Raw genomic sequence first — 24,911 nt, 5'->3', positions numbered from 1 at the left:
ATACATTATTTACTTTTATTATATTAAAGCATAGTTAGTAGTTTTGGAAATGTATATAAAAATATTAAAGACAGGGGATGATTATCATGACAATAAGATGTGCTAAAGATAATGAATTGAAACTCATTAACAAAGTTATACCAAAGTTATTCAAAGAAGCGATGATGGTGAATTTTGATTTATCAGATGCGTCATTGCTGGATATGTCAAATCAATTGCTATTGCAAGGTGCAAAATATTATGTGTTGATTGAAGAAAACATATGCAAAGGGTTTGTGCTTATTGATAAAAAAACAGATTACCTTGAACAACAAGATTATGGTTTTATCTATGAGTTATATGTCTTTGAAGGTTATAGAAGACAGGGTGTTGCTAAAAAGTTAATATATTTTGTTAATGACTTTTTTAAAAGCCAGCATATTGGTGAAGTTAGGTTAAATGTAAATGTACAGAATAAAGCTAGATTATTATATGAAAAAGTTGGTTTTCAAGAGAGAAATATTACAATGTCTATGAAAGTAGTAGAATAATTTTTTGAATATTTGCTATTTTTAAAAACTTTATTTTTCTTTTAATAGCAAGGGTTTTAGACATTATTAGTAATAAAGGTAAATTTAATAATCAAAAATATTTTTGACAGCGTTTTCATTTAGCGTTAAGTTTTTCTATATTTACCAATGTTGTAAACAAGTGGGGGAAATTAAAAAATGAAAAACTATCGTTATTTTATCATTACGATGATTATTATGACAATGATCAACTATGTCGATCGTGGCGCTATTTCCTATGCTCAAGAAGATATTATTAACGAATTTGGTTTCGATAATATCGCTTGGGGATTAATATTAGGTTATTTTGGATATGGTTATATGCTTGGTTCATTGTTTGGAGGGGTTACAGCAGATAAAAAGGGGCCAAAATTTGTTTGGTTAATTGCTGGTACACTTTGGTCATTATTTGAAATAGGTATGGCATTTGCTGGTGAGATAGGCATGGCTTTATTTGGCGGTTCTGCATTAGCTGGGTTTGGCTTATTAAGAGTACTATTTGGTGTATCTGAAGGTCCAATATTTTCGACAATCAGTAAGACCAATGCAAACTGGGCAGCACCGAGAGAACGCGGTTTATTATCAGCTTTAGGTTTAATTGGTGTACCACTGGGTGCGATAATCACAGCACCGATTGTTTCTGGTTTCTTAGTTATTTCAACTTGGCGCGTGCTTTTTGTAATTTTAGGTTTATTAGGTCTCGTATGGATTATTATTTGGTATAAAGTATTTACCGATTATCCTGAAGATAATAAACATGTTTCTCAGGAAGAAATTGAAAGTATTCGATCCACAGAAGAAACGGTTCATGGTGAAAAAACAGTTGAAACTGAGCACAATGCACATGAAAAATGGTATCACTTTTTCAAAAGTCCGACACTTATCTTTAATATGGTTGGTTATTTTGGTTTTCAATACATAAACTTTTTGATTTTAACTTGGACACCAAAGTATTTACAAGACGAGTATCATTTTGAGATTCACTCATTGTGGTATCTTGGTATGATTCCCTGGATAGGTGCTTGTTTTACAGCATATTTCGGTGGAAGATTATCAGATTGGTTACGTGTGAAAACAGGCAGTCTAAGAATTGCACGATCAGGTTTAGCGATATTTGGAATGACTTTGGCAGCGATTTGTTTTTTAATTATCCCAACAACCAATCAAATTGGCTGGATAATGTTCCTAATGATGCTAGGTAATGCCTGTATATTCTTGCCAAATGCTGTTTATTGGTCTGTCATTATTGATACAGCACCGAAGAAAACTGGGACGTATGGCGGTATTACACATTTCTTTGTTAACTCTGCAACGATTATAGCGCCAACGTTAACAGGTATACTTGTAACATCATATGGATATTCATCAATGTTTATATCTGCAGTAGTAGCGGCAGTCATCGGTATTATTGCGATGTGCTTTGTTAAACCAGGTATTAAAAAAATGAAACCAACTTCATAAATCAAATTTATGTAAGTTACATGGATATATTCCGAATGCTTTAAAGAAGTATTACTTATAAAATAAAGCTACGAGTATAAATGACCATCATTTTAATATGAGGTTCATTTATACTCGCTTTTTTTTGTTTTTACTCAAAGTAAATAGTGTGGGGCGTTTGAGGTAAAATATTTTTTGTTCCTAATTATAAACAAATGATTTGTAATTATAGTTAAATTGAGTATAATTTGATTTTGTAAAAAATGATTAAGGAGAAATAACAAATGATAAATAATAATTTTGAAGAAATTTTAATGAATAGAAAGTCTGTAAAAGTATTTGATGAACAAGTGAAAATACCGAAAGCAGAAATGGACGAAATGATTAAAAAAGCAACGACAGCACCATCATCAGTTAATATGCAACCGTGGAGATTCTTAGTAGTCGAAAGTGATGAAGGTAAAGACACATTACGTCCGCTCATTCGTTTTAACACACGTCAAAATGATTCATCAGCGGCTATGGTCGTTATTTTTGGTGATATGAAGAGTCAAACAAATGCCGAAGAAATTTATGGTAATGCAGTTAAACATGATTTAATGCCGGAAGAAGTAAAACAAGAAATGTTAGAAAAAGTCATACCATTATATGATAATGCAACAAAAGAACAAATGAATGACATTGTGAAGATTGATAGTAGTTTAGCCGCAATGCAATTTATGCTTGTTGCGAAAGCCCATGGATATGATACAAATCCAACTTGGCGGATTTGAAAGTGATCAAATCGCAGATGCATTTGGTATAGATTCAGAACGCTATGTACCCGTAGTAATTGTTGCGATTGGTAAAGCTAAAAATCCAGCCCATGGTTCTTATAGATTACCAACAGAAACAGTGACTAAATACGTTTAATATATAGTGAAAGACATTTTTTAATATTGAAAAATGTCTTTTTTATTTCTTTATAAAAAATAGTATTCGATTTTACAACTCTATTGATATATTGACTTATCAAATTTAAAATAAAATTTAATGAGTATTGATAGGGGTTATGAAATATGTGGAAATATGGGATTATTTTGTGTTTTTTTGTTTTCGTGTTTTTTAATTTTATGTGTAGGTTGTTTAAATGAAAAAGATAAATTAACGCAAACGTTATCTTTTTATGCAGTAGGCGATAATTTAATCCATCCAGTCGTTTATCAGGATGCTTTGCAAGATAATGGACAGTTCAATTTTGAGTCAATGTATGACAATTTAAAAGATGAAGTTCAATCAACAGATGTATCATACATCAATCAAGAGTCGCCACTTGGTGGTGATGAACGCGGTTTGTCAGTATTTAAACAATTTAATACGCCAGAGGCAATCGCACAAAACATAGTACATACTGGATTTAATGTGGTTAATGGAGCTAATAATCATGCTTTAGATCAAGGAACTGCTGGTTTAGAAAATGAAATCCGCGTTTGGAAGCAATTTAAGTCCGTGTTTTATTTCGGAACGTTTGATTCGCCAAAGCAACATGATACGATTCCTGTAATTGAGAAAAATGGAATTAAAATGGCAATGCTGAGTTATACATATGGAACAAATGATATTCCTAGAGAAAAACCATATCAAATCAATTATTTTGATAAGGCACAAATCAAAAAAGATATCGCAAGCGCAAAAGAAAAAAGTGATGCAGTTATCGTCTCCGCACATTGGGGTAATGAAGGTAAGACTAAACCCAATGAGACGCAACAACAGTATTCCAAAGTGTTTGCTGATGCGGGTGCAGATGTCGTATTAGGCACACATCCACATGTGATACAGCCAGTTAAATGGGTGAAAGGGAAAGATAATCATAAAACACTCGTTGCTTATTCCCTGGGAAATTTTCTAAATGGACAAGCTACAGGAACTGAAAAGAATATATTAGGTGGTAACATACGTTTTAATTTAGAAAAAAATCCTAAAGGCGTACAAATCAAAAATGTTAAATGGAAATCATTGGTGACACATTATGAAAATGGGGAACCTTATTTAAAGGCAACTCCTCAAAATTTTAAAATGTATAAATTAGATCATTATAAAGATGAGCAGGCACAATATCATGCTTTAAATGATAAAAAAGGCATGGAAGTATCACGTCAGAGACTTGTAGGTATTACGAAAGATGTGAATGATAAACAATATTTGGATGAAAAGAGTTACTAGTATGTTGCGTAAATAAATATATAAAAGTGCAAAAGCGCCCTCTCGTTACTACACAGTATTGAAGTGTAACAACGAAAGGGCGCTTTTTAACACGTTATTGTTCAACTTTTTTTGCTAAATCTGTAATGTATTTAAAGAAGGCATCGTGTTCGACATCATCGACGACTGAAATTGTTCTGCCACGTACATCATCTATATACGTTTGCCCCTGACTAGGCCCTTCTGTATAAACACTAGCATTGACCGAATGTTGCTGTACCAATTCAGGCTTACCTACATATGCAGTTGTTAGTACATCCCATAAGAAATAAGTAGAATTCGTTTGGAAATGTGTTAATGGAGGTACAGCAGCATAACTGACTCCTAAGAAATCAACACCTGGATAATGTCGTTCGTTTGCCCAAGTTTGTCTAATATCCCATGTCAGTGGTACACGATTTGTACTTTCTAATGCGACTATGTCTATTTTTATATTTGTATCAAAGACGGTTTTAACAGATTCTGGATCCCAAAAAGCATTCCATTCTGCAGTACCATCGTGTTCAGGTTCTTCGACATTTCCTTTTTCTAAAAATGTACCACCCATCCATACTAAACGTTCAATTTTATTAATAATTGTAGGCTCAACTGTTACGGCTTTAGCTAAATCCGTTAATGGGCCAGTAAATAATAAAGTCACTGGAGCATGACTCTTTTGTAATTTTTCAATAATATCTTCATAAGCATCGTGTTCAAGTAAATTTGAATGGCTTTGATTAGCTTCGTTTAAAATAGGTAAAGCGTCCATAAAAAATGCATGCATACGCCAATCTTTAGGGAATGGATTTTTTCCGCGTTGTTTCGAAGCGGCGACATGAATCGGTTGCTTGCTAAAGCGATTAATGATTTTTTGAGATGCACTTGCTGCAGGTTCAACATAGCTATCAGCACCAATTGCACTCACACCAATGAGTGATACATCCTCCATTTGTAGTAACAGAAATAGAGAAATTAAATCATCGACGCCACCGTCATGGTTAAAATATATTTGTTTCATAAAATATCCTCCGTTTCATTTTGTAAATCTATTATATCAAAAGTGAATCAGAGTCATATCGTGTTGAGAAAGAAGCGGCGTCTTTGAGATATCATGTTGGAACTTATTGCCTTAAATACTTATATAAATACTAAAAGATTGAAGTGTGTGTTTACGATACGGCATTAGATGAATGTCTATAATTAAAATGGCATTTAATAAATTCGCGAAATCATTTTAAAATTTATTGATTTTGAAAATTAAAAAATAATAAATTATAACTTATAAGTGTTTATAAGTTAATACATAGGTTATGTTATATAAATAGAAACAATTTAAGGGGTGTTTTTATTTGTGAAATTTAAAAAAGAGAAAGTTAACAGAGTAGATTCTGATCAAGCCAAAAAAGGTGTTGTAGCCACAGGGATTGGTAATGCAATAGAATGGTTTGATTTTGGTTTATATGCACAATTAGCTGTGATATTAAGTGCAAATTTCTTTGGGAATTTACCTCAAGAGATGCAAATTGTTTCAACATTTGCAGTATTTGCCTTTGCTTTTATAGTGAGACCAATCGGTGGTATATTTTTCAGTCACTTAGGGGACAAATATGGACGGAAAATTGTATTATCGACAACGATATTACTTATGGCAGCATCGACATTGATGCTCGGGCTGTTACCTACACAAGATCAAATTGGTATTTGGGCACCTATATTATTACTTGTTGTTCGTATGATTCAGTCATTTTCAACAGGTGGGGAATACGCAGGTGCAATGACTTATATTGCAGAAACAGCTCCTGATAAGACACGCGGTAAATTAGGTAGTGGATTAGAAATTGGTACACTTGCTGGAAATATTATGGCTGCTATTTTAGCGGGGCTGATGTATTCATTATTAAGTGATCAACAAATGGCTGATTGGGGCTGGAGAATTCCATTCATCCTTGCTGCACCATTAGGTATTATTGGTATTATCTTACGTTCAAGTTTAGATGAAAGCCCAGCTTATGAATCTACATTAGCAGAACAAGAAGAATTAGAATATTCATATTTAGATATTTTCAAATATTATTGGAAAGACGTCGTCGTTTGTTTTACAGGCGTAGCTTTCTTAAATGTTGCCAACTATATGGTACTTTCCTATATGCCATCATTCTTGAATTCAACAATCAACTTAGGTGGAACTATGGGATCCATATTGAGCACCATAACCATGTTAGTTATGATACCAGCAGTATTTTTCTTTGGTTGGTATAGTGATAAAGTTGGTAACAAACGTACCATTATATTTGGTTTAGCAGGATTTAGTTTATTCTCGGTGCTTGCATTTTGGTTAATGAGTATTCCAATGATTCCATTTGTAATACTTGGATTGTTTATCATTGCATTATTTATGTCAACATTTGAAGGTGTTATGCCATCCTTATTACCAAGTATGTTCCATACAAAGGTTAGGTTACGTACATTATCACTTGTTTATAATATTGGTGCTGCGGTATTTGGTGGTTTAACGCCATTTATACTTTCAACTTTAGTAGAAACGACAGGACAACAAATTGCACCATCTTATTACTTGATGTTTATTAATGTCGTTGGACTCATTATCTTCATAACAATGTTTAAATCTACCTCTAACAAATCACTCAGAGGTTCTTATCCAAATGTCGAAACGCAAGAGGATTATGATCATGTAGTGAAAAATCCTAAAGATGCTTTATGGTGGGAAGATGAAGTTAGAAAAGATTAAATATATTTAAGTAGTTGTCATTATCAAAAATGGCAACTACTTTTTATTTTTGAAAAATTTAAGCTCAACCTACTGTGAAGGACTACATTGAGTATAATTATATTTTTATACAATTAACAAATATAATATTTATTATTAAAAAAGATGTATAAATTGTTAGAATTTTAGAATTAGTTAATTAATTATATATATATTGTGCTATTATAAAAGAAATTAAAACTTAAGGGGAGGTAGAACGATATGTCTAAGACAGTGAAGATTGTTATAGCAGTCGTTATTGGGGTACTACTGATTTGTGGCATTGGGGGAGCAGCAGCGTATTATTTCACAAAGAACACACCTAAAAATACGTATTTACTAAGTGAACAGGAAACAGCAAAGCAAATGAAAGCGTATGGTGAAGACAGGTTTGAAAATGAATTTGAATTTCAAGATAAGATGAAAGATGAGTCGTATTTAATTAATTTAAATGCAAGTGCAGATGTACCAGAAGCACTACTCAAATCATCGGATATACCAAAATCTGTTGCAGATGCTTCGAAGTTAGGATTTAAATTGGGACATGATCCGGATAAAGAGCATTCAGTTATAGCTTTAACACCTACAGTTGCAGATAATGAAATTGGGGAATTTCAATGGGCTGCCGATAAGCAAAATCAATATTATGCAGCTCCAATTTTAGATGATGTTTACAAAGCGAAGAATAATGAACTTGTCGATGTGTATAAAAAAATCACTGGGGAAACATCGAGTGTTGAAGGGACAAATAATGGCATTACAAATGACTCATTAAATTTAAATTCGTTGTTATCTGGTACACAAATATCTCAAGATAATATTGATGAAATTAGCAAGAAATATAGTGAAGTGATTACAGATAAATTAGACGATGATAATTTTGAAAAAGACGATGTAACAATTAAGGTCAATGGTGAGGATAAAGATGTTAAAAAAGTAACAATGAATGTAAGTAAAGGTGAAACAAAAGCCATTTTAACAGACATTTTAGAAAAAGCTAAAAAAGACAAAGATATTAAAGCGATTGCAGAAGATCAATTTAATGCGAAAGACTATAAAAAACAATTAGATGATATATTAAAAGAAGTAAAAGATACAGATAAAGCAGAATTTCCAAGTGTGAAATCAGTTATATGGGAAGACGATAATCAGATTCTTAAACGTAATTTAACGATGAAAGATGAAGACGGTTCAACAGTGAAATTAAATGGGACAAGTCAAGTTGATGATGATAACTTAATGATTGATTATAAATTAACAACAGATGATGACCAAGAAGTAGCACTGAAAGGTAAGTCCACTAAAAAAGACGATCAGTATAAAGATAACTACAAAGTAACTTTTGATAATGGTTACCGTAAGTCTGATGCAACTTTAACAAATACAGAATCACAAGATGGGGATAAACGTAACGACAAAGGTCAGATTGAAATCAATGCTAACTACGATAAAACAACGATTGATTTCAATAATAAATTAGACACAGACACTAAAAATAATACACAAAAACAAGAACTTTCATTATCAACAGATATCGATAATGAGACGGTCGTGATTAATATTAAAGGTGACACAAAACTTAAAGAAGACATTAAATTTAAAAAAGCAAATGCACAAGATTTAAATACAATGTCTGATAGTGACTTTAGAAAACTAAAACGAGAAATATCTAACAACACTGAAGATATTGTAAAAGATATCGCAAAAGATATTAAAGATAAAAAATAAAGATAACTCATTTAAAAAGGTAATATATTAATGGAGAGAGGAGTGGTTAAATGAAAACAATTCAATTGTTTCGCATTTACCACTCTTTTCTATTAAAAAAATGGCATCTTTTTTTCTATTTGATTTTGATGATGTGTGCTTTTTTAACTGCCTTACTAGTCGTTCAGTACGTTAATCAAGATGATGCAAAGTTTAGAATAGGTATTGTTGATCACGATAATTCTGCGGAGACACAGCTCATACTCAATTCAATGGGAAATGGAACACATCTAGGTAAAGATATTCGTATTCAGCGTTACAATCAAAATCAAGCGCAAAAATTATTGAAAGCACAAAAATTAGAGGGATATTATGTTTTTGAAAAAGGTATGACAAAAACATTTTATAAACATGGTAATTTACCTATAGCTGTTTATACATATGATCAAACGTCAACTAAAAGTTTAGTTATTAATCAGTTGACTGATTCAGTTTATAGTCGCCTCATGTTATCGATGGGTGGAGGGTTAACCTACACGACATTATCACCAGAGGCCAATAAGGACGATAAGTTACAATTATTGACGGATTTATTATTTACCGGTTTAAATCGGACAGGCGGATTTGATTATCAATCGATACAAATATTTGATACATCGAGCTATTATGTAGTGACAGGTTATTTAGCCTCCATATTTATTTTTGCACTATCACTATTTTCAATTTTAAAAATGAACCAAGCTAAGGCATTAAAATCCAGATTACATATGTACCATTTTTCATTTGAAAAGCTAACATTAATTAGAAGTTTATTTACGCTATTTTATACTGGCGTGTGGACCTTGTTAGGATGCTTATGCATGATACAGATATTGCCCAATACTTTTGAGCCTTATAATTGGCCAACTGTAGTTATTCAATTAGTTTATTATATTCTAATGATTACAGGTTGGTTAACCATTATTGATTTGATCAGTTTCCGTTGGTTCAATATCGTACTGAAAATCATGCTTGCACTTATGGTTATTCTATTTTCTGGTCAAATTATACCAACGATATATTTCAAACATTTATTGAATGGCATGTTTAATGTGCAGCCATTTAGTTTTGTCACTAATCAAATGTTAGAGATTATATTAAATAATTATATCTTAGATACACCCATTACTTTCTATATGAGCTTTGTGATAACAGCTATTATATTATTGGTAATCATTGTTTGGAGGTATCGCCGATGATACAGTCCTTTATATTTATCATTATATTAAAACAGTGGAAGCAATTAGTGATTTTTTTTACTATTTTAACGTGTACGTTGTTATTGATATGGGCAGCTTATTCATCGCTGAATCAATCTTTTAAAATTCCAGTCACAGTTCAAGATCAGGATCAATCCCAAGCTTCACATACATTAATTCAAAGTATTGAGAAGAACGACTTTGTTAAAGTTGAAAAGTTGGACCAAGAAGCAATATATCTGGATGAAAGTGTTAGCAAGAAAGAAGCGGTTGCAGCGATGCATATCCCTAAAGATTACAGTGATAAATTGAAAAATAATCAATTAAAATTGGCACTTACACTTTATGCAAGAGATGATTTTATTGGTGATATTACATTTGAAATGATTAGTCGTTCATTATATGAACAACAAATTCCGTATATTGTAAAAAAACATTTAGATGATGACGGTCAAGAGACGTCCTTAGAAAAGGTGTCCGATACATTAAATCAACACACGCCCAAATCAGCCATTGTTCACCATGTCGTAAATACCAATTCTGAGACGTCTATATCAATCAGCCTAGTGTTTGGCATTATCTTATTCGTTAGTAGTGTTCAAATCGTGTTGCATCAAAGGCTGAAACAAAATGGTCCGTTAACAAGACTTTTTATATTTCAATACAGTAAGTTGATACTTTTCACAACTTATATTTTGATTCATACACTCATTTTAATGCTTGTACTTGGCATAACAACATTCATATTTCAACAACAACTTTCATTTACGTTCTTTGCGAAATCATTAGTGATTATTATTGTGTATGAACTAGGGGTTTCATGGTTACTTTTCAAAATAAATACACTCAGTCATAGGCTCTTTATGGCAGTCATATTTGCCTTATTGATGGCGGTGTTATATATCTTTATACAATTATAGGAGTGATAAGATGATAGAATTAAAAAATTTAAGCAAGCACTATCGTAAAAAATGCATCTTTGAGTCCCTAGATATGACATTTGAAAATTTGCAATTAACCGTTTTATTAGGTGAAAACGGCGCTGGTAAATCCACATTATTAAGAATGATTGCCGGTTTAGAACAATTGACTAAAGGTGAAATACGTTATTTTGGAGAACAACTGTCAAAAAAGCAAAGACAAGATAAAATCGGTTATGTACCACAGGATATTGCACTATTTGAACATATGACAGTTAATGAAAATATTCGATGTTTTAAGGCGCTATGCAAAGCACCGTTATCCAATGTATTGATAGACGAGTATGCACGTCAACTCAATTTAAATGAGAGAACCATGACAATTTCTAATTTGTCTGGTGGTACGAAACGAAAGGTAAATGTTCTAATCGGTTTATTAAGTAATCCGCAAATATTAATTTTAGATGAACCTACAGTAGGTATAGATTTAAAATCCAGATTTGATATTCATAACCTTTTGAATACAATGAAGAGGGAACGACTCATTATATTAACGACACACCACTTAGATGAAGTTGAAGCATTAGCGGATCAAATTAAAGTAATTGGTAATGATCCATTCTATAGGGAACTTCTTGAAGATAAGCATTGGCCATTCGAAGTATATAATAATAAATAGAGACGATGAACCACATCCATTCATGGAGAACTCCGTGATGATGGATGTGGTTTTAATTATTTTGTATATAATGAGTAATTGTGAATTCGCTTTCATTATTTTTAAGGGATTGGGGGAACACGAATTTGTCATTTTTAGGGGAACATTTGCCGCTCATATCGCTTGTTATTGGTGTAGGGGTATTACTATTTTTAAATATTAAATTGAAGATTAATAGTATCCTATCGCTCATATTCCCAGCGGTGCTTGTAGGATTTATGAATGGCATGAAGCCGTTAGCAATTTTAGAGACAATTAAGGAAGGATTAGGATCTACATTAGGGAGTCTCGCATTAATTATTGGGTTTGGTGCAGTGCTTGGTAAATTAATGGTAGATTCTGGCGCAGCACAACGTATCGCTTCAACACTTATAGAAAGATTTGGTGCTAAATATGTTCAATGGGCTTTAATCATCACCGGTGCTGTATTTGGTATTTCTGTATTTTATGAAGTAGCATTTATGATTTTAGCACCGTTAGTCATCAGTATTGCTGTTGAAGCTAAGACACCATTTATGAAATTGGCGATTACAATGGTTGCAGCGACAACTTTATCACACAATATTTTCCCGCCACAAGCAGGGCCCACAGCACTCGTAGATGCTTACAAAGCGGATATGAGAATGGTTTATATTTTGGGGATGATCGTCTTTATTCCTAGTGTGATTATTGCGGGTATTATATTGCCGAGATTCATGAAGCGCATAGATTATCCTATACCACCATTATTACAAAAAAGAAAAAATTTTACAGACAGTGAAATGCCTAGTTTTGGTTTGAGTTTATTTGTACCATTAATACCAGCTATTCTAATTTCAATATCAACCATACTCAGTTTATTTATTACCGAAGACACGATATTACATGAAATCGTATCATTTATTGGAAGTGTGGAAATCAGTCTTATCATTGCTATTATTACTGCGATTGTTATGTTTGGACTTAGAAAAGGTAAAGATATGGATACAATGATGAAATCATTTGAAACAGGTCTAAAAGGTGTTGCAACTATTATATTCATTGTCGGAGCGGGTGGCGCTTTTAAGGAAATCATTTTAGAAGCACATGTTGGAGATTATATTGCAGATATCATGAAAGGTAACAATATCTCTCCACTTATTATGGCTTGGTTAATTACAGCGCTGATCCGTATTGCGACGGGTCAAGGTGTTGTTTCAGCAATTACTGCTGCAGGTATCGTTGGTCCGTTGATACCCACTTTTGATGTCAGCCCTGTGCTTATGGTATTAGCTACAGCTGTAGGTAGTAATATCATTACTCATGTTAATGATGCATCATTTTGGTTATTCAAAGAATATTTTAATATTTCTATTAAGGATACATTTAAGACATGGGGTGCGTTGTTATTAACGACATCTGTAACAGGATTAATGGTTGTCTTAATTCTGGATCTATTTATTTAAAATAATAAAGTAAAATAACAATGATTCATATTTGTGTAACATCATAAAAAGCATTATTTGCAAAGTATTTAAAGATATTTTTGTGAATAATGCTTTATTTTAGTATAAATACACAAAACCGTTACAAAAGTTACAAATATTTTTAAATGCATCGATTCAAAGTCTTGTGATTACTGATGTAAAGGTATTTGTAGCATATGTATTATAAATTAGAAGGTTTTGGGTATTATACTTTATGTGAATAAATAAGTAACATGAATAAATCTACTTTCAGCGTATTAATGACACTATCTTGAGTGAGTTATGTTGTGCGATGTTTTTATACAGTAATATGCTAATATTATGAATAAAAACACAAAAATATACAATTATTGGTAGTGAAAAGTTGATTTGACTAGAATTGTTATACGAGTATAATAACACCATATACAAGAAGGTGTATAAAAGCCACTTATTCTTGATATGAATATAAAAGAGAAAATATTAGGAGTAATTATGGGACAAAAAGATGAAAGTAGTAAAATTAATTTACCACAGCTCGTATTGCTAGGATTAGGTTCATTAATTGGATCTGGTTGGTTATTTGGCGCATGGGAGGCATCTTCTATTGCAGGACCAGCCGCAATTATTTCTTGGATTATTGGTTTTGTAGTTATAGGTTCAATTGCTTATAACTATATTGAAATAGGAACGATGTTTCCACAATCAGGTGGTATGAGTAATTATGCGCAATATACACATGGTTCGTTACTTGGATTCATTGCTGCCTGGGCAAACTGGGTATCGCTGGTAACTATCATTCCTATTGAAGCAGTATCAGCTGTACAATATATGAGTTCATGGCCTTGGGAATGGGCGAAATTTACGTCTGGTTTAATGGATGGATCTACAATAAGTAACGCAGGTTTATTTGCAGTATTTGTGATTATTATTATCTTCTCATTATTAAACTATTGGTCAGTAAAATTATTGACGTCATTTACAAGTTTAATTTCAGTATTTAAATTAGGTGTGCCTTTATTAACGATTATCATGTTAATTATTTCTGGTTTTGACACTGGGAACTATGGTCATTCAGTTGGAACATTTATGCCTTACGGTTCAGCACCTATATTTGCTGCAACAACAGCATCAGGTATTATTTTTTCATTCAACGCATTCCAGACAATTATTAATATGGGATCTGAAATTCAAAAACCTGAAAAAAACATTGCACGTGGTATAGCTATTTCACTGACTTTAAGTGCAATCCTGTACATAGTACTACAAAGTACATTTATTACGTCAATGCCTACTGAAATGCTGCATGAAAATGGTTGGAGTGGTATTAACTTTAACTCACCATTTGCTGATATGGCTATTCTATTAGGATTAAATTGGTTAGCTATATTACTATATATGGAAGCAGTTGTTTCACCATTTGGTACAGGTGTATCATTTGTAGCTGTTACTGGACGTGTTTTACGCGCTATGGAACAAAATGGTCATATTCCTAAATTTTTAGGGAAAATGAATGAAAAATATATGATTCCTCGTGTAGCCATTATATTTAATGCAATTATAAGTATGGTCATGGTATCGCTATTCCGTGATTGGGGTACTTTAGCAAGTGTAATATCAACAGCTACGTTAGTGGCATATTTAACAGGACCAACGACAGTGATTTCACTACGTAAAATGGCACCTAAAATGCATAGACCGTTTAGAGCAAACTTATTAAAATTTATGGCACCATTTTCATTTGTGATGGCTTCATTAGCGATATATTGGGCGATGTGGCCAACAACAGCCGAAGTTATTTTAATTATTATTCTAGGATTACCAATTTACTTCTTCTATGAATATAAAATGAATTGGAAAAATACCAAAAAACAAATTGGCGGTAGCTTGTGGATTATCTTATATCTTATTGTACTTGCCTTCTTATCATTTATCGGTAGTAAAGAATTTAAAGGTATGAACTGGATTCATTACCCTTATGATTTTATTGTTATTATCATTATTGCATTAATCTTCTACAAAATAGGTACGTCTAGTTACTTTGAAAGTGTTTACTTTAAACGTGCTAAAAAGATTAATAAAGATATGCGTGCGGATTTACGTGAAAAACGTAAATCAGAACACATTAGTGAAGAATAATTTAATTCTGTGAGTAGAAATATATATAGCGTCTGGGACATTGTTAAATCTCCCAGACGCTTTTTTTATATAAATAGCGACATAGTTAATCATTTGAATGATCATGCTTAAATGGAGTGGGAGCCTGAAATCTTTTTGAGACAATTTGATTTCTGATCCATCTTTTTTATGTATAGAAAATGACTATAATAATGCGACTGTACTTAGACAATAAGCGTATGCAATATTGCAGTGGACAACATTTTATGCAAAATAAATGCATGGGATATTCTATGGAAAAGTAAATTTCATTAAAATAAATTATTTAACAATGTTTTTTATCCCCATTAAAACAACATTTTCAATTCGTTTAAAGTGTAAAAATTCAAAATAACCTTTGACTAATTAATCTGACAAGTGTATTATTTATGAATATTAATTCATTTTTGAGAATAAATATTATGAAATGAGGGTTTTGATGCTTGATTTATATGAACACACAGACAAATATAGTTCTAAAAATTATAGTCCATTAAAATTAGCTTTAGCTAAAGGACGTGGTGCAAAAGTCTGGGATATTGAAGACAATTGTTATATAGATTGTATTTCTGGATTTTCGGTAGTTAATCAAGGCCATTGTCATCCTAAAATCATAAAGGCATTTCAAGAGCAGAGCCAAAGAATAACAATGGTTTCTCGTGCTTTATATAGTGATAATTTAGGTAAATGGGAAGAAAAGATTTGTAAACTTGCAAATAAAGAAAATGTTTTACCAATGAATACTGGCACAGAGGCTGTGGAAACAGCCATAAAAATGGCTCGTAAATGGGGCGCTGATATTAAAAATATTGATGAATCATCATCAGAAATCATTGCTATGAATGGAAACTTTCATGGCCGTACGTTAGGTTCATTATCATTATCATCACAAGATAGTTATAAAAAAGGTTTTGGACCGTTATTAAACAATATACACTACGCAGATTTTGGAGATATAGAACAATTAAAAAAATTAATTAATAATCAAACAACTGCAATTATTCTGGAACCAATACAAGGTGAGGGAGGCGTAAATATTCCCCCAACACATTTTATACAAGAAGTACGTCAACTCTGTAACGAATATAATGTGTTATTAATTGCAGACGAGATACAAGTGGGGCTTGGAAGAACGGGTAAGATGTTCGCAATGGAATGGGAAAATACAGAGCCAGATATATATTTATTAGGTAAATCACTAGGTGGAGGGTTATATCCGATATCCGCAGTGTTAGCGAACCAAGATGTGATGAGTGTCCTCACCCCAGGCACGCATGGTTCCACATTTGGTGGTAATCCACTAGCTTGCGCTGTATCAATGGCAGCATTAGACGTGCTGAATGAAGAGCATTTAGTACAAAATGCATTAGACTTAGGCGATAGATTATTAAAGCACCTGCAACAAATTGAAAGTGAACTGATCGTGGAAGTGAGAGGTAGGGGATTGTTTATAGGTATAGAATTAAATGTAGCAGCACAGGACTATTGTGAACAAATGATAAATAAAGGTGTGCTTTGTAAAGAAACACAGGGCAATATTATAAGGATTGCACCACCACTTGTTATTGATAAAGATGAAATCGATGAAGTAATTCGTGTCATAACAGAAGTTTTGGAAAAGTAAAATTTAATATAAAATTTCCGAATATTCAGAAAGGAATGAAGTGAATGATTGAAGTTGGTATCGTTGGCGGTAGTGGATATGGAGCCATTGAATTAATTCGATTATTAATTCAGCATCCTAATGTAAATATAAAATATATCTTTTCGCATTCTAAACAGGATCAACCTATAAAGGAAACATTTCCACATTTGGAACAGCTCACATATCACTATGAAACGTTAAATAGTGAAGGAATTGAATGCGACGTGATATTTTTTGCGACACCTTCAAATGTGAGTAAACACATTGTTCCTCAGTTGCTTAGCAAGAGGATTAAAATCATTGATTTGTCGGGTGATTTTAGATTAACTAATCGAGCTACTTATGAAACGTATTATGGTGAAACGGCAGCTTCTCAAGAATATTTGAATGAAGCAAATTATAGCATTGCAGAATGGTCAAATGTAAATGCACAAACAACGCAATTAATTGCGAACCCTGGATGTTTTCCAACAGCTACATTGTTAGCACTACATCCGCTAATAGATAAAGATATTGTAAAGCAAGATAACATTATCATCGATGCGAAGACGGGTGTATCCGGTGCCGGTAGGTCTTTGGCACAACATGTTCATTTCGCGGAGATGAATGAAAATTTAAGCGCCTATGCGATAGGAAAGCATAAGCATAAACCTGAAATTGAACAATATTTATCATTATTAGCCCAACAAGAAGTAAAAGTAACATTTACACCGCATCTCGTACCTATGACTCGAGGTATTTTATCAACCATTTATATCAAACTAAACCATGCTTTTACTAATGAAGACTTACATAATCTGTTTAAAGATTATTATGAAGATAAACCATTTGTAAGAATTAGATCATTAGGCCAATTTCCAAAAACTAAGGAAGTTTACGGTAGCAATTATTGTGATATCGGTATTTATGTTGATGAAGAGAATCAAACAGCGATTCTCGTGTCTGTGATTGATAACTTAGTTAAAGGTGCAAGTGGTCAAGCGATTCAGAATTTGAACTTAATGTATGGATGGAAAGAAAACACTGGATTGCTACAATCACCAGTTTATCCATAAAGTAGGATGAAAGGAGAGAAGAAATGAGAGACATTGAAACAATTGATACGTTAAACCAATTAAATATAGATTTAGAAGGCGACGTGAGTTCACCATTAGGTTTTATTGCTGGTGGTTTACATTGCGGTTTGAGAAGAAAGAAAGTGGACTTTGGTTGGATTTATTCAACGACGCCAGCTACAGCAACAGGTGTTTATACATTGAATCAATTTAAAGCTGCGCCATTAAAACTAACTGAAGATAGTATTAATAAGGATAAAGCACTACAAGCCATTATTGTGAATTCGGCTATTGCGAATGCGTGTACAGGAGAAAAAGGTATGCAAGATGCGTTGGATACACAAGCTTGGATTGCTGAGCAATTAAATATCGAGCAACATCTTGTTGGTGTTGCCTCTACAGGTGTTATTGGATCGTTTTTGCCAATGGATAAAATACAATATGCAACGCAGCACGTTTTAAAAGAACAATATAATAAAAGTGAAGCATTCAATCAAGCTATTTTAACAACTGATACGATGACGAAACATCTGTCAGTAAAGGTTGAAATCGATGGTACCACAGTAACGATAGGTGGCACTGCAAAAGGATCAGGCATGATACATCCCAATATGGCAACAATGCTAGGATTTATAACTACTGATGCCAATATTGATGCGAATACGTTGGATTATTGCCTAAAACAATCAATCGATCAATCGTTTAATATGATTACGGTGGATGGTGATTCAAGTACAAATGATATGGTGCTATGCATGGCAAATGGTCAAGCGCAACATACACAAATTGATGCATTACATCCCGAATGGCATAAGTTTGTGTATGCATTGAATTTTGTATGCCACTATCTTGCCAAGAGCATCGCTAAAGATGGTGAAGGGGCAACTAAATTGGTTACTGTAAAGGTCAAGGGCGCTCACGATGTTGTTGAAGCAAGAAAAATTGCAAAGAGCATTGTCTCCTCGAATTTAGTGAAAACCGCTATCCATGGTGAAGATGCGAATTTCGGAAGAATTGTCACTGCTATAGGATACGCATCGCGATATATAGAACCTAGCGCAACCCATGTTTCGTTATGCCAAGTGAGTGTGTTGGAAAAAGGTATGGCTGTAGATTTTGATGAACAGCGTTTAAAAGAAGAATTAGCATCAGATAATATTTTAATTGAAGCGACTGTTGGAAACGGGGAAGGAGAAGCGGCAGCATATGGTTGTGATTTATCATATGAATATGTACGTATCAACGCGTCGTACAGAACTTAAGGAGTGACTGCAATGAATTATATAGTTATCAAAATTGGTGGTAGTACCTTGACCGAATTACATGAAACTACCATTGATGATATTGCACAGTTAAAGCAACAGGGTTTGCATCCGATTATTATTCATGGTGGAGGGCCTTTTATCAATCAAGCGTTAGAGCAGCAAGGCGTCGATTCATTATTTGAAGATGGATTGAGGGTTACTACAGATGAAGTAATGTCAATTACAAGTCAGATATTAATCGGAAAGGTGAATCCGCAGCTTGTAAGTAAAATGAATGATGAAAATATTCAAAGTATTGGGTTAAATGGAATAGATGCCAAGCTATTTGACGTTGAACCATTAAACGAAAAATATGGATATGTAGGCGAACCAATCAACATTAATACAGCAGTTATAGATCATCTTACAGAAGCATATATACCTGTTATTGCGTCTATCGGCAGACATAAAACCTCTAGACATTTATATAATATTAACGCAGATACGTTGGCGTACAAAATAGCGCAGACATTAAACGCACCTATCTATTTATTGAGTGATATACCAGGTGTCATGATAGATAATAAAGTAAAGGCCACATTGAATTCAGAGCATATTAAAAATTATATTGAACAAGAGCAAATATATGGGGGGATGATTCCTAAAGTACAAGATGCGATCAGTGCCATTGAATATGGCTGTCAAAAAGTAGTTATCGCAGCAGGTAACGAAGCGCATGTCGTGGAAAGGATAAGAACTGGGCAAGGTATTGGGACAACGATTGTGTTGTGAGCATAATATAATAGCAATTTCCTGGGAAATCGTTAAATCAAAGTATCACTATATTAAAAATTTAAAAAAGACTTTGTCATAGTATAAACAAAATTGGTAGATGCTTGAAATAGCGCTGTTTTTAGACGATGTGGTACATATTAAAGTAACGCAATTAGTTAGTGTTTTTCAGCTGCTATTTACATTGTAGGATTGAATTGGCGTGATAGTGTAATGGTTAATTTGAAAATAAAAAACAACGCATATGCTGGAATGACGCATATGCGTTGTTTTTTTATAAATGGCTTGGATATCGTGCTTAGTGCTAATCAGGCCATTAATAATTTTTTGAATAAGTGATTAATAGTTCTTTATAGAAATCAATGAATTTAAGGTACATTGCTTTTTCTACACGTTCATCTACTTGGTGTGGTTTTTCACCTGGACCAAATACTAAGAATGGGAAAGATTCATCTTTACCGCGTAGTAAATTAGAAGCATCCGTCACACCACCAATTGGGGCAGCGACAAAATCTTTATTAAATGCTGTTTTGCCAATCGTTTTAGCAGTGTCAATTAGGCTATTTTGACCAGTAGTAAGTACAGGATCTAAGTCAAGATATAATTCACTTTCTAAATTTGAGCCATTTGCATTATGTTTTTCAATTGTATTATTAAATAAATTTTTAACTTGGTCATTATTGTATTCTGGGATTGTACGAATATTGAAATCAGCATCAGCGTCTTCAGGGACAGAATTCACTTGAACGCCACCCTTGATTAATGTGTTAGTGATGACAAGCCCTTGTAATGCGGATTCAATTTCTTCAACAGCAAATGTAGCTGGTAGAGAAGGTTTCATTCGATCGATCAAATGAGTGAAGTCTAAAGATTCACCTTTAATTTCTTTAGATATTTTTTGATATGCGTTATCGATATCTTGAATAAATTCAATTAAAGGTTTAATTGCGTTCACACCGAGGATAGGCATAGAACTATGTGCAGAAGTACCTTGTGATTTAATACGATAGTCCATAGACCCTTTATGTGCGTAGACCATCATATCTTGACAAGGCTCGGCTATGATGAGTGCGTCAACATCATCCATGTAACCTTTTTCGTAGAGATTTTGTGAACCAAGTTGTTCCATCTCTTCACCTGAAGTAGCTAAGAATTTAATGCGTCCTTTTGTTAATAATTGTGCATCGTGCATTTCGATAAGAGCAATAGCGAGTGCAGCGAGTCCAGATTTCATATCAGCAGCACCACGACCATATAAATAACCATTGTCTTCGGTAAGTTTAAAAGGGTCATATGACCATTGTTCACGATTACCTTCTGATACGACATCCATATGTCCAGATACACCGATGACTGGACTGCCTTCACCAATGTCGGCAATTAAGTTAGCGCGTCGTTCATCAACTTTATCAATGGTTGATTTAATACCGTGTTGTTCAAATAAATTTTGGAAGTATTGACATACCTCGATTTCATTATCATTTACTGTATTCATTGCTACAATATCAGATAATATTTGTACTTTTTCTTCTACAGAAAATGTACTCATAACATACCACTCCTTTAGAAAGACTATAACAAGTATACATCTGGCAAATTATTTTGATAAGTGAAAAGACTTTTAATAAAAACTTTATAATTTTAAAATATATATTGTGTATAATTACAATAGTGCGATTAATTGATTAATAAACTTGTTGTATACAAGTTTTAAAGCTATGATATAGAGTAAGCAAATAAGCGTAAAAGAGGTACGATTATGACGTTATCATTAAATAAAATTCATCAAGCACACCAACAATATACAGGCGTAGATTTTCCGAAATTGTTTAAAGCTTTTAAAGATATGGGAATCATTGTTAATACAGTGAATATAGAACAAGGCGAAACATCTTATATTCATCAGGATGGAGCTGAAATTACTGATGAAAGTGTTAAAGTAGCTGTACCCATTGCACAACAGACACACCTTGCGTTGGTAAAAGATATATTGCAGCGTCATCAAGCAGGTGAAACGGATTTTTCAAAGTTTTGCGATGAAATGGCACGAGCGGGCATTTATAAGTGGCATATTGATATTATCGCTGGCACATGTGCCTATATAGACAAGGAAAATCAGGTTGTCATTACAGAAAATATACCTCAATCTTGATATGTGTTTATAAATACGAGTAAAAAGATAAGATATTTAAGACGTATACTATGACAGCATTTATAATTGATGATACGGTAGAGAGTGTAGAAAGATTATAAAGTAGCAAGATTAAAGCTTAATTATTAATTAAACGTGGGTTGTTTAGGGGAAAAGTTGCGAGTCGAACAATGACCCTAAAGTGCTTCATATAGATATATCGTGTTTAACAATGAAAGGGGACAATAAGTATGGCAAGTGTAGCAATTATCGCAGGTGGTAATAAGATTCAGTCTAGGTTAACAGGTGTAGTAAAATATGCTGAAAAATATTTAAATGATGAAGGCATTGAGACAGATGTCATACATGTACATCAATTAGACGCTGAAGCATTGATTACCGCTGACTTTTCAAATGAATCAATTAATAAAACACATAAAAAAATTGAAGAAGCTGATGGGATAATTATCGTTTCACCTGTATTTAAAGCAGCGTATTCAGGCATCGTGAAGACATATTTAGATTTAATGCCACGTGGCGCATTTACAGGTAAAACAGTCCTCCCGCTCGCATTAGGTGGTACATTTGCACATGTATTAGCGATTCAATATAGCTTAGATCCAGTTATAAAAGAATTGGGTGCAGATACAATTCATAAAGGTAGATTTATTTTAGACAAACATATTACATCTAATGAAGACGGTACTTATGGTTATGATCAAGAAGCGAAAGATGGCTTAAATAAAACTTTAAAAAAGTTTGTCAGTGATAAAGCGCAAGTAATAGAATAAAAGATATTGATTTAAAGGCGTATCTAAATAATTGCGATACGTCTTTAAAAATGCTTTGTTTTAACACAGGTGTATTAAAATATGTTAAAGTAAATAAAATAAGTTTTAAAGGCTATTTTTTTAGTTTTTAATTAATACAAGTATATTAAAAAGGGAGTTCTGATATATGCCCAAAGTAGTAGATCACGAGAAAAAGAAGCAGCAAATTATACAGTATGCATGGCAATCTATCGTAAGCAATGGCGCTAAGGGTGCTACAGTTAGAAATATTGCAAAGTTAGCACGAATGACACCAGGACAAATACGTTATTATTATCCAAACCATCATGATTTGTTAAAAGCAGTATCGGTCGAAGTAGATAGTAAAGTTAGAGGAAGATTTAAAGCGGTATATAACGACGGAGGTCTAAGCCCGCTTGATAAAGTCATACAGGCGATGTTGAAAGCTATGCCGTTTGATGAAGAACGTTATGCGGATATGGAGGTCTGGTTGGCCTTTCAATATGAGTTACATGAAGTAGGTAAAGATTCCATGGGGAATGAAATCTTTACTTTAGTAAAAGCATCTATGTCATTTTTAGAAGAACATGACTTACTCGACACATCGTTAAATCAATATGTAGCAATAATGAAAATGCATGCATTATTGGATGGATTAGCATTACATAAATTGTTAAATCCCGAGCAGATGATAAATGAAGATATTGAACATTTAATAGAGAGCGAAGTGAAATCCTGGTTAAGGAGGTAATATAATGAACGGGGTATTAATGATACTTATTGCAGCTGAATTATTATTTTGGATTGTCATTATTTTAGGTTTGATTTCAAGATATGTCTTACGCATGAAACAAGTTGGTTTGATTTTACTTGCAATGACGCCTGTAATTGATTTGATTTTAATTATTACGATGAGTGTAGATTTATTAAATGGTGCCAAAGCAACGGTTCCTCATGGCATAGCAGCAGTATATATTGGCGTTTCAATTGCATTTGGAAAACAAATGATTCAATGGGCAGACGAACGTTTTAAATACTATGTTTTAAAGGAAGGAAATTTACCTGAAAAGAAAACGGGTATTGCTTATGCAAAAGCTTATTTTGTAAGTTGGTTAAGACATGTTTTAGCCTATTTGATTGGAACAGGTCTATTGTGGTTAATTATAAATATTGTAGGACAAGGCGATAGTGTAGCAGCGCTTTATCATGTTATTAAAATTTGGACAGTTATATTAGGGATTGATTTATTAATCACACTGAGCTACTTTATTTGGCCGAAACCTAAAAAAGTATAAAGTATAACGGATGATATAAAAATAGTGGAACAGAAATTTAATTTTTAGAGAAAATTGGATTTCTGTTCCACGTTTATATTTACTATTTTTGAATAATTTAAGATGGCTTTAAGTGCCATTGATGACGCGTATCATACGATAAGTGGAATGTTTCCGTCTTAATATCAATTGGATACGCAATGGAATGTTTCTCAGAAAATGACCAGCGTCTATCTTCAGGTGTGAGTAGTATATAGCTTTCATCGGATGTATCGCCTAAAAAGTTTAACGCATAAGGTTCAAAATGAGCGTGTTCAAATGTTTCGATTTTATAATCCGATAAAGCTTGGTAAATAGCATTTGTCTCATTACATACAAAGCCGATTTCACTGATTCTAGAAAATTCAGGTTCATCTGTAATGTTGGATACTCTTGCAATCAATTCCACGATGTTTCCAGATGGATCATTAAAGTATACAGCGTGTGCGACAAATGATTCAAAATAAGTTGTATGGTGCCCGTCTTCCATTAATAAAAATAATATATTTTGATAATGCTCTTTCATGTCATAAAAATGATTGTATGGAATATCAATTGCAAAGTGATAATAAGGTTGAACAACTTCTTCAGACCTACAAAATTGCAATTGTGTTTCACCAATTTGAACAATGAAAGTATCTTGATTAATAACTTCTACAGGACATTCCAAAGTTTCCTCATAAAATTGTAGCGTTTCTTCTAATTCTGAAGTACATAACGTTATACTTTCAAATTTCATATGTATATCCCATCCCCACGTAGTAACCATATTTTAAAAAGTATTTTAATAGTACTTTATCA

21 protein-coding genes and 1 pseudogene are annotated in these 24,911 nt (G+C 33.0%); 19 read left to right on the top strand and 3 right to left on the bottom strand.

Going from position 1 to position 24,911, the window contains the following annotated elements:
- Positions 1-86 precede the first annotated feature (86 nt).
- The 4 genes and pseudogenes from KA893_RS06625 to KA893_RS06610 all read left to right on the top strand — a co-directional run bounded on the left by KA893_RS06625 (position 87) and on the right by KA893_RS06610 (position 4,190).
- On the top strand, positions 87-530 hold the full coding sequence (locus KA893_RS06625; protein ID WP_174543792.1) for a GNAT family N-acetyltransferase: 444 nt from the start codon (positions 87-89) through the stop codon (positions 528-530).
- Positions 531-707: 177 nt separating this feature from the next.
- Complete coding sequence (locus tag KA893_RS06620; RefSeq protein ID WP_210125639.1) at positions 708-2,009, top strand: MFS transporter; 1,302 nt, start codon at positions 708-710, stop codon at positions 2,007-2,009.
- A gap of 263 nt (positions 2,010-2,272) precedes the next feature.
- Positions 2,273-2,900, top strand: a pseudogene (locus KA893_RS06615) (nitroreductase family protein).
- Positions 2,901-3,056: 156 nt separating this feature from the next.
- A complete protein-coding gene (locus KA893_RS06610) occupies positions 3,057-4,190 on the top strand; it encodes a CapA family protein (protein WP_410467897.1) in 1,134 nt (377 codons plus the stop codon).
- A gap of 94 nt (positions 4,191-4,284) precedes the next feature.
- On the opposite strand, the gene KA893_RS06605 is transcribed toward KA893_RS06610, so the two are convergent.
- Positions 4,285-5,226 (bottom strand): nucleoside hydrolase, encoded by a 942-nt coding sequence (locus KA893_RS06605; RefSeq protein WP_069822094.1) that lies wholly within the window; start codon positions 5,224-5,226, stop codon positions 4,285-4,287.
- Positions 5,227-5,559: 333 nt separating this feature from the next.
- On the opposite strand from KA893_RS06605, the gene KA893_RS06600 reads away from it, so the two are divergent.
- From KA893_RS06600 to argB, 11 genes are all read left to right on the top strand, one after another.
- A complete protein-coding gene (locus KA893_RS06600; protein WP_002482159.1) occupies positions 5,560-6,957 on the top strand; it encodes an MFS transporter in 1,398 nt (465 codons plus the stop codon).
- Between the two features lie 240 nt (positions 6,958-7,197).
- Positions 7,198-8,703 carry a DUF6583 family protein gene (locus tag KA893_RS06595; RefSeq protein WP_194375847.1) on the top strand — a complete coding sequence of 502 codons (1,506 nt, stop codon included), beginning with the start codon at positions 7,198-7,200 and terminating at the stop codon, positions 8,701-8,703.
- Between the two features lie 50 nt (positions 8,704-8,753).
- On the top strand, positions 8,754-9,920 hold the full coding sequence (locus KA893_RS06590) for an ABC transporter permease (protein WP_194375846.1): 1,167 nt from the start codon (positions 8,754-8,756) through the stop codon (positions 9,918-9,920).
- Positions 9,917-10,840, top strand: coding sequence for an ABC transporter permease (locus KA893_RS06585; RefSeq protein ID WP_210125636.1), 924 nt, complete (start codon positions 9,917-9,919; stop codon positions 10,838-10,840). The genes KA893_RS06590 and KA893_RS06585 overlap by 4 nt, the downstream gene beginning before the upstream one ends.
- Before the next feature lie 10 nt (positions 10,841-10,850).
- Positions 10,851-11,519, top strand: a complete 669-nt coding sequence (locus tag KA893_RS06580) for an ABC transporter ATP-binding protein (protein WP_037537536.1) — start codon at positions 10,851-10,853, stop codon at positions 11,517-11,519.
- Positions 11,520-11,644: 125 nt separating this feature from the next.
- Positions 11,645-12,982: a gluconate:H+ symporter gene (locus tag KA893_RS06575; protein ID WP_194375845.1), complete on the top strand. Its 1,338-nt coding sequence runs from the start codon at positions 11,645-11,647 to the stop codon at positions 12,980-12,982.
- A gap of 495 nt (positions 12,983-13,477) precedes the next feature.
- Positions 13,478-15,121, top strand: a complete 1,644-nt coding sequence (locus KA893_RS06570; protein WP_048787089.1) for an APC family permease — start codon at positions 13,478-13,480, stop codon at positions 15,119-15,121.
- Positions 15,122-15,578: 457 nt separating this feature from the next.
- Entirely contained in the window at positions 15,579-16,763 is a 1,185-nt protein-coding gene (rocD, locus tag KA893_RS06565; protein ID WP_069794865.1) for an ornithine--oxo-acid transaminase, read from the top strand.
- 44 nt (positions 16,764-16,807) lie between these two features.
- Positions 16,808-17,839, top strand: coding sequence for an N-acetyl-gamma-glutamyl-phosphate reductase (gene argC, locus KA893_RS06560; protein WP_002482167.1), 1,032 nt, complete (start codon positions 16,808-16,810; stop codon positions 17,837-17,839).
- A gap of 23 nt (positions 17,840-17,862) precedes the next feature.
- Complete coding sequence (argJ, locus tag KA893_RS06555) at positions 17,863-19,101, top strand: bifunctional glutamate N-acetyltransferase/amino-acid acetyltransferase ArgJ (protein ID WP_002482168.1); 1,239 nt, start codon at positions 17,863-17,865, stop codon at positions 19,099-19,101.
- Positions 19,102-19,113: 12 nt separating this feature from the next.
- Entirely contained in the window at positions 19,114-19,875 is a 762-nt protein-coding gene (argB, locus tag KA893_RS06550; protein WP_041079480.1) for an acetylglutamate kinase, read from the top strand.
- Between the two features lie 316 nt (positions 19,876-20,191).
- On the opposite strand, the gene KA893_RS06545 is transcribed toward argB, so the two are convergent.
- Positions 20,192-21,424, bottom strand: a complete 1,233-nt coding sequence (locus KA893_RS06545; RefSeq protein ID WP_115338336.1) for an ArgE/DapE family deacylase — start codon at positions 21,422-21,424, stop codon at positions 20,192-20,194.
- 210 nt (positions 21,425-21,634) lie between these two features.
- Here KA893_RS06545 and KA893_RS06540 point away from each other — a divergent pair, with 210 nt between their 5' ends.
- The 4 genes from KA893_RS06540 to KA893_RS06525 all read left to right on the top strand — a co-directional run bounded on the left by KA893_RS06540 (position 21,635) and on the right by KA893_RS06525 (position 24,092).
- A complete protein-coding gene (locus KA893_RS06540; protein WP_002482171.1) occupies positions 21,635-22,027 on the top strand; it encodes a DUF1398 family protein in 393 nt (130 codons plus the stop codon).
- Between the two features lie 230 nt (positions 22,028-22,257).
- Positions 22,258-22,797, top strand: a complete 540-nt coding sequence (ssuE, locus tag KA893_RS06535; protein WP_115352818.1) for an NADPH-dependent FMN reductase — start codon at positions 22,258-22,260, stop codon at positions 22,795-22,797.
- A 166-nt stretch (positions 22,798-22,963) separates the two neighbouring features.
- The gene (locus tag KA893_RS06530) at positions 22,964-23,548 is read left to right on the top strand and encodes a TetR/AcrR family transcriptional regulator (protein WP_002482173.1); all 585 of its coding nucleotides are present in this window, start codon (positions 22,964-22,966) and stop codon (positions 23,546-23,548) included.
- 4 nt (positions 23,549-23,552) lie between these two features.
- Complete coding sequence (locus KA893_RS06525) at positions 23,553-24,092, top strand: hypothetical protein (protein WP_069821641.1); 540 nt, start codon at positions 23,553-23,555, stop codon at positions 24,090-24,092.
- A gap of 97 nt (positions 24,093-24,189) precedes the next feature.
- Here KA893_RS06525 and KA893_RS06520 read toward each other — a convergent pair whose 3' ends face one another.
- Entirely contained in the window at positions 24,190-24,849 is a 660-nt protein-coding gene (locus tag KA893_RS06520) for a glyoxalase/bleomycin resistance/dioxygenase family protein (protein ID WP_037537545.1), read from the bottom strand.
- Positions 24,850-24,911: the final 62 nt, after the last annotated feature.

Source organism: Staphylococcus sp. GDY8P126P, assembly GCF_017891965.1.
Taxonomy (GTDB): Bacteria; Bacillota; Bacilli; order Staphylococcales; family Staphylococcaceae; genus Staphylococcus; species Staphylococcus saprophyticus.
The sequence above is the reverse complement of the archived record's forward strand: the minus strand, read 5'-3'. Positions and strand labels throughout refer to the sequence as shown.

What these genes read in the sequence shown, in the direction of transcription:
- KA893_RS06625 (WP_174543792.1), top strand. Translation starts at nt 87, where the DNA reads ATGACAATAAGATGTGCTAAAGATAATGAATTGAAACTCATTAACAAA.
- KA893_RS06620 (WP_210125639.1), top strand. Translation starts at nt 708, where the DNA reads ATGAAAAACTATCGTTATTTTATCATTACGATGATTATTATGACAATG.
- KA893_RS06610 (WP_410467897.1), top strand. Translation starts at nt 3,057, where the DNA reads ATGGGATTATTTTGTGTTTTTTTGTTTTCGTGTTTTTTAATTTTATGT.
- KA893_RS06605 (WP_069822094.1), bottom strand. Translation starts at nt 5,226, where the DNA reads ATGAAACAAATATATTTTAACCATGACGGTGGCGTCGATGATTTAATT.
- KA893_RS06595 (WP_194375847.1), top strand. Translation starts at nt 7,198, where the DNA reads ATGTCTAAGACAGTGAAGATTGTTATAGCAGTCGTTATTGGGGTACTA.
- KA893_RS06590 (WP_194375846.1), top strand. Translation starts at nt 8,754, where the DNA reads ATGAAAACAATTCAATTGTTTCGCATTTACCACTCTTTTCTATTAAAA.
- KA893_RS06585 (WP_210125636.1), top strand. Translation starts at nt 9,917, where the DNA reads ATGATACAGTCCTTTATATTTATCATTATATTAAAACAGTGGAAGCAA.
- KA893_RS06580 (WP_037537536.1), top strand. Translation starts at nt 10,851, where the DNA reads ATGATAGAATTAAAAAATTTAAGCAAGCACTATCGTAAAAAATGCATC.
- KA893_RS06570 (WP_048787089.1), top strand. Translation starts at nt 13,478, where the DNA reads ATGGGACAAAAAGATGAAAGTAGTAAAATTAATTTACCACAGCTCGTA.
- rocD (WP_069794865.1), top strand. Translation starts at nt 15,579, where the DNA reads ATGCTTGATTTATATGAACACACAGACAAATATAGTTCTAAAAATTAT.
- argC (WP_002482167.1), top strand. Translation starts at nt 16,808, where the DNA reads ATGATTGAAGTTGGTATCGTTGGCGGTAGTGGATATGGAGCCATTGAA.
- argJ (WP_002482168.1), top strand. Translation starts at nt 17,863, where the DNA reads ATGAGAGACATTGAAACAATTGATACGTTAAACCAATTAAATATAGAT.
- argB (WP_041079480.1), top strand. Translation starts at nt 19,114, where the DNA reads ATGAATTATATAGTTATCAAAATTGGTGGTAGTACCTTGACCGAATTA.
- KA893_RS06545 (WP_115338336.1), bottom strand. Translation starts at nt 21,424, where the DNA reads ATGAGTACATTTTCTGTAGAAGAAAAAGTACAAATATTATCTGATATT.
- KA893_RS06540 (WP_002482171.1), top strand. Translation starts at nt 21,635, where the DNA reads ATGACGTTATCATTAAATAAAATTCATCAAGCACACCAACAATATACA.
- ssuE (WP_115352818.1), top strand. Translation starts at nt 22,258, where the DNA reads ATGGCAAGTGTAGCAATTATCGCAGGTGGTAATAAGATTCAGTCTAGG.
- KA893_RS06530 (WP_002482173.1), top strand. Translation starts at nt 22,964, where the DNA reads ATGCCCAAAGTAGTAGATCACGAGAAAAAGAAGCAGCAAATTATACAG.
- KA893_RS06525 (WP_069821641.1), top strand. Translation starts at nt 23,553, where the DNA reads ATGAACGGGGTATTAATGATACTTATTGCAGCTGAATTATTATTTTGG.
- KA893_RS06520 (WP_037537545.1), bottom strand. Translation starts at nt 24,849, where the DNA reads ATGAAATTTGAAAGTATAACGTTATGTACTTCAGAATTAGAAGAAACG.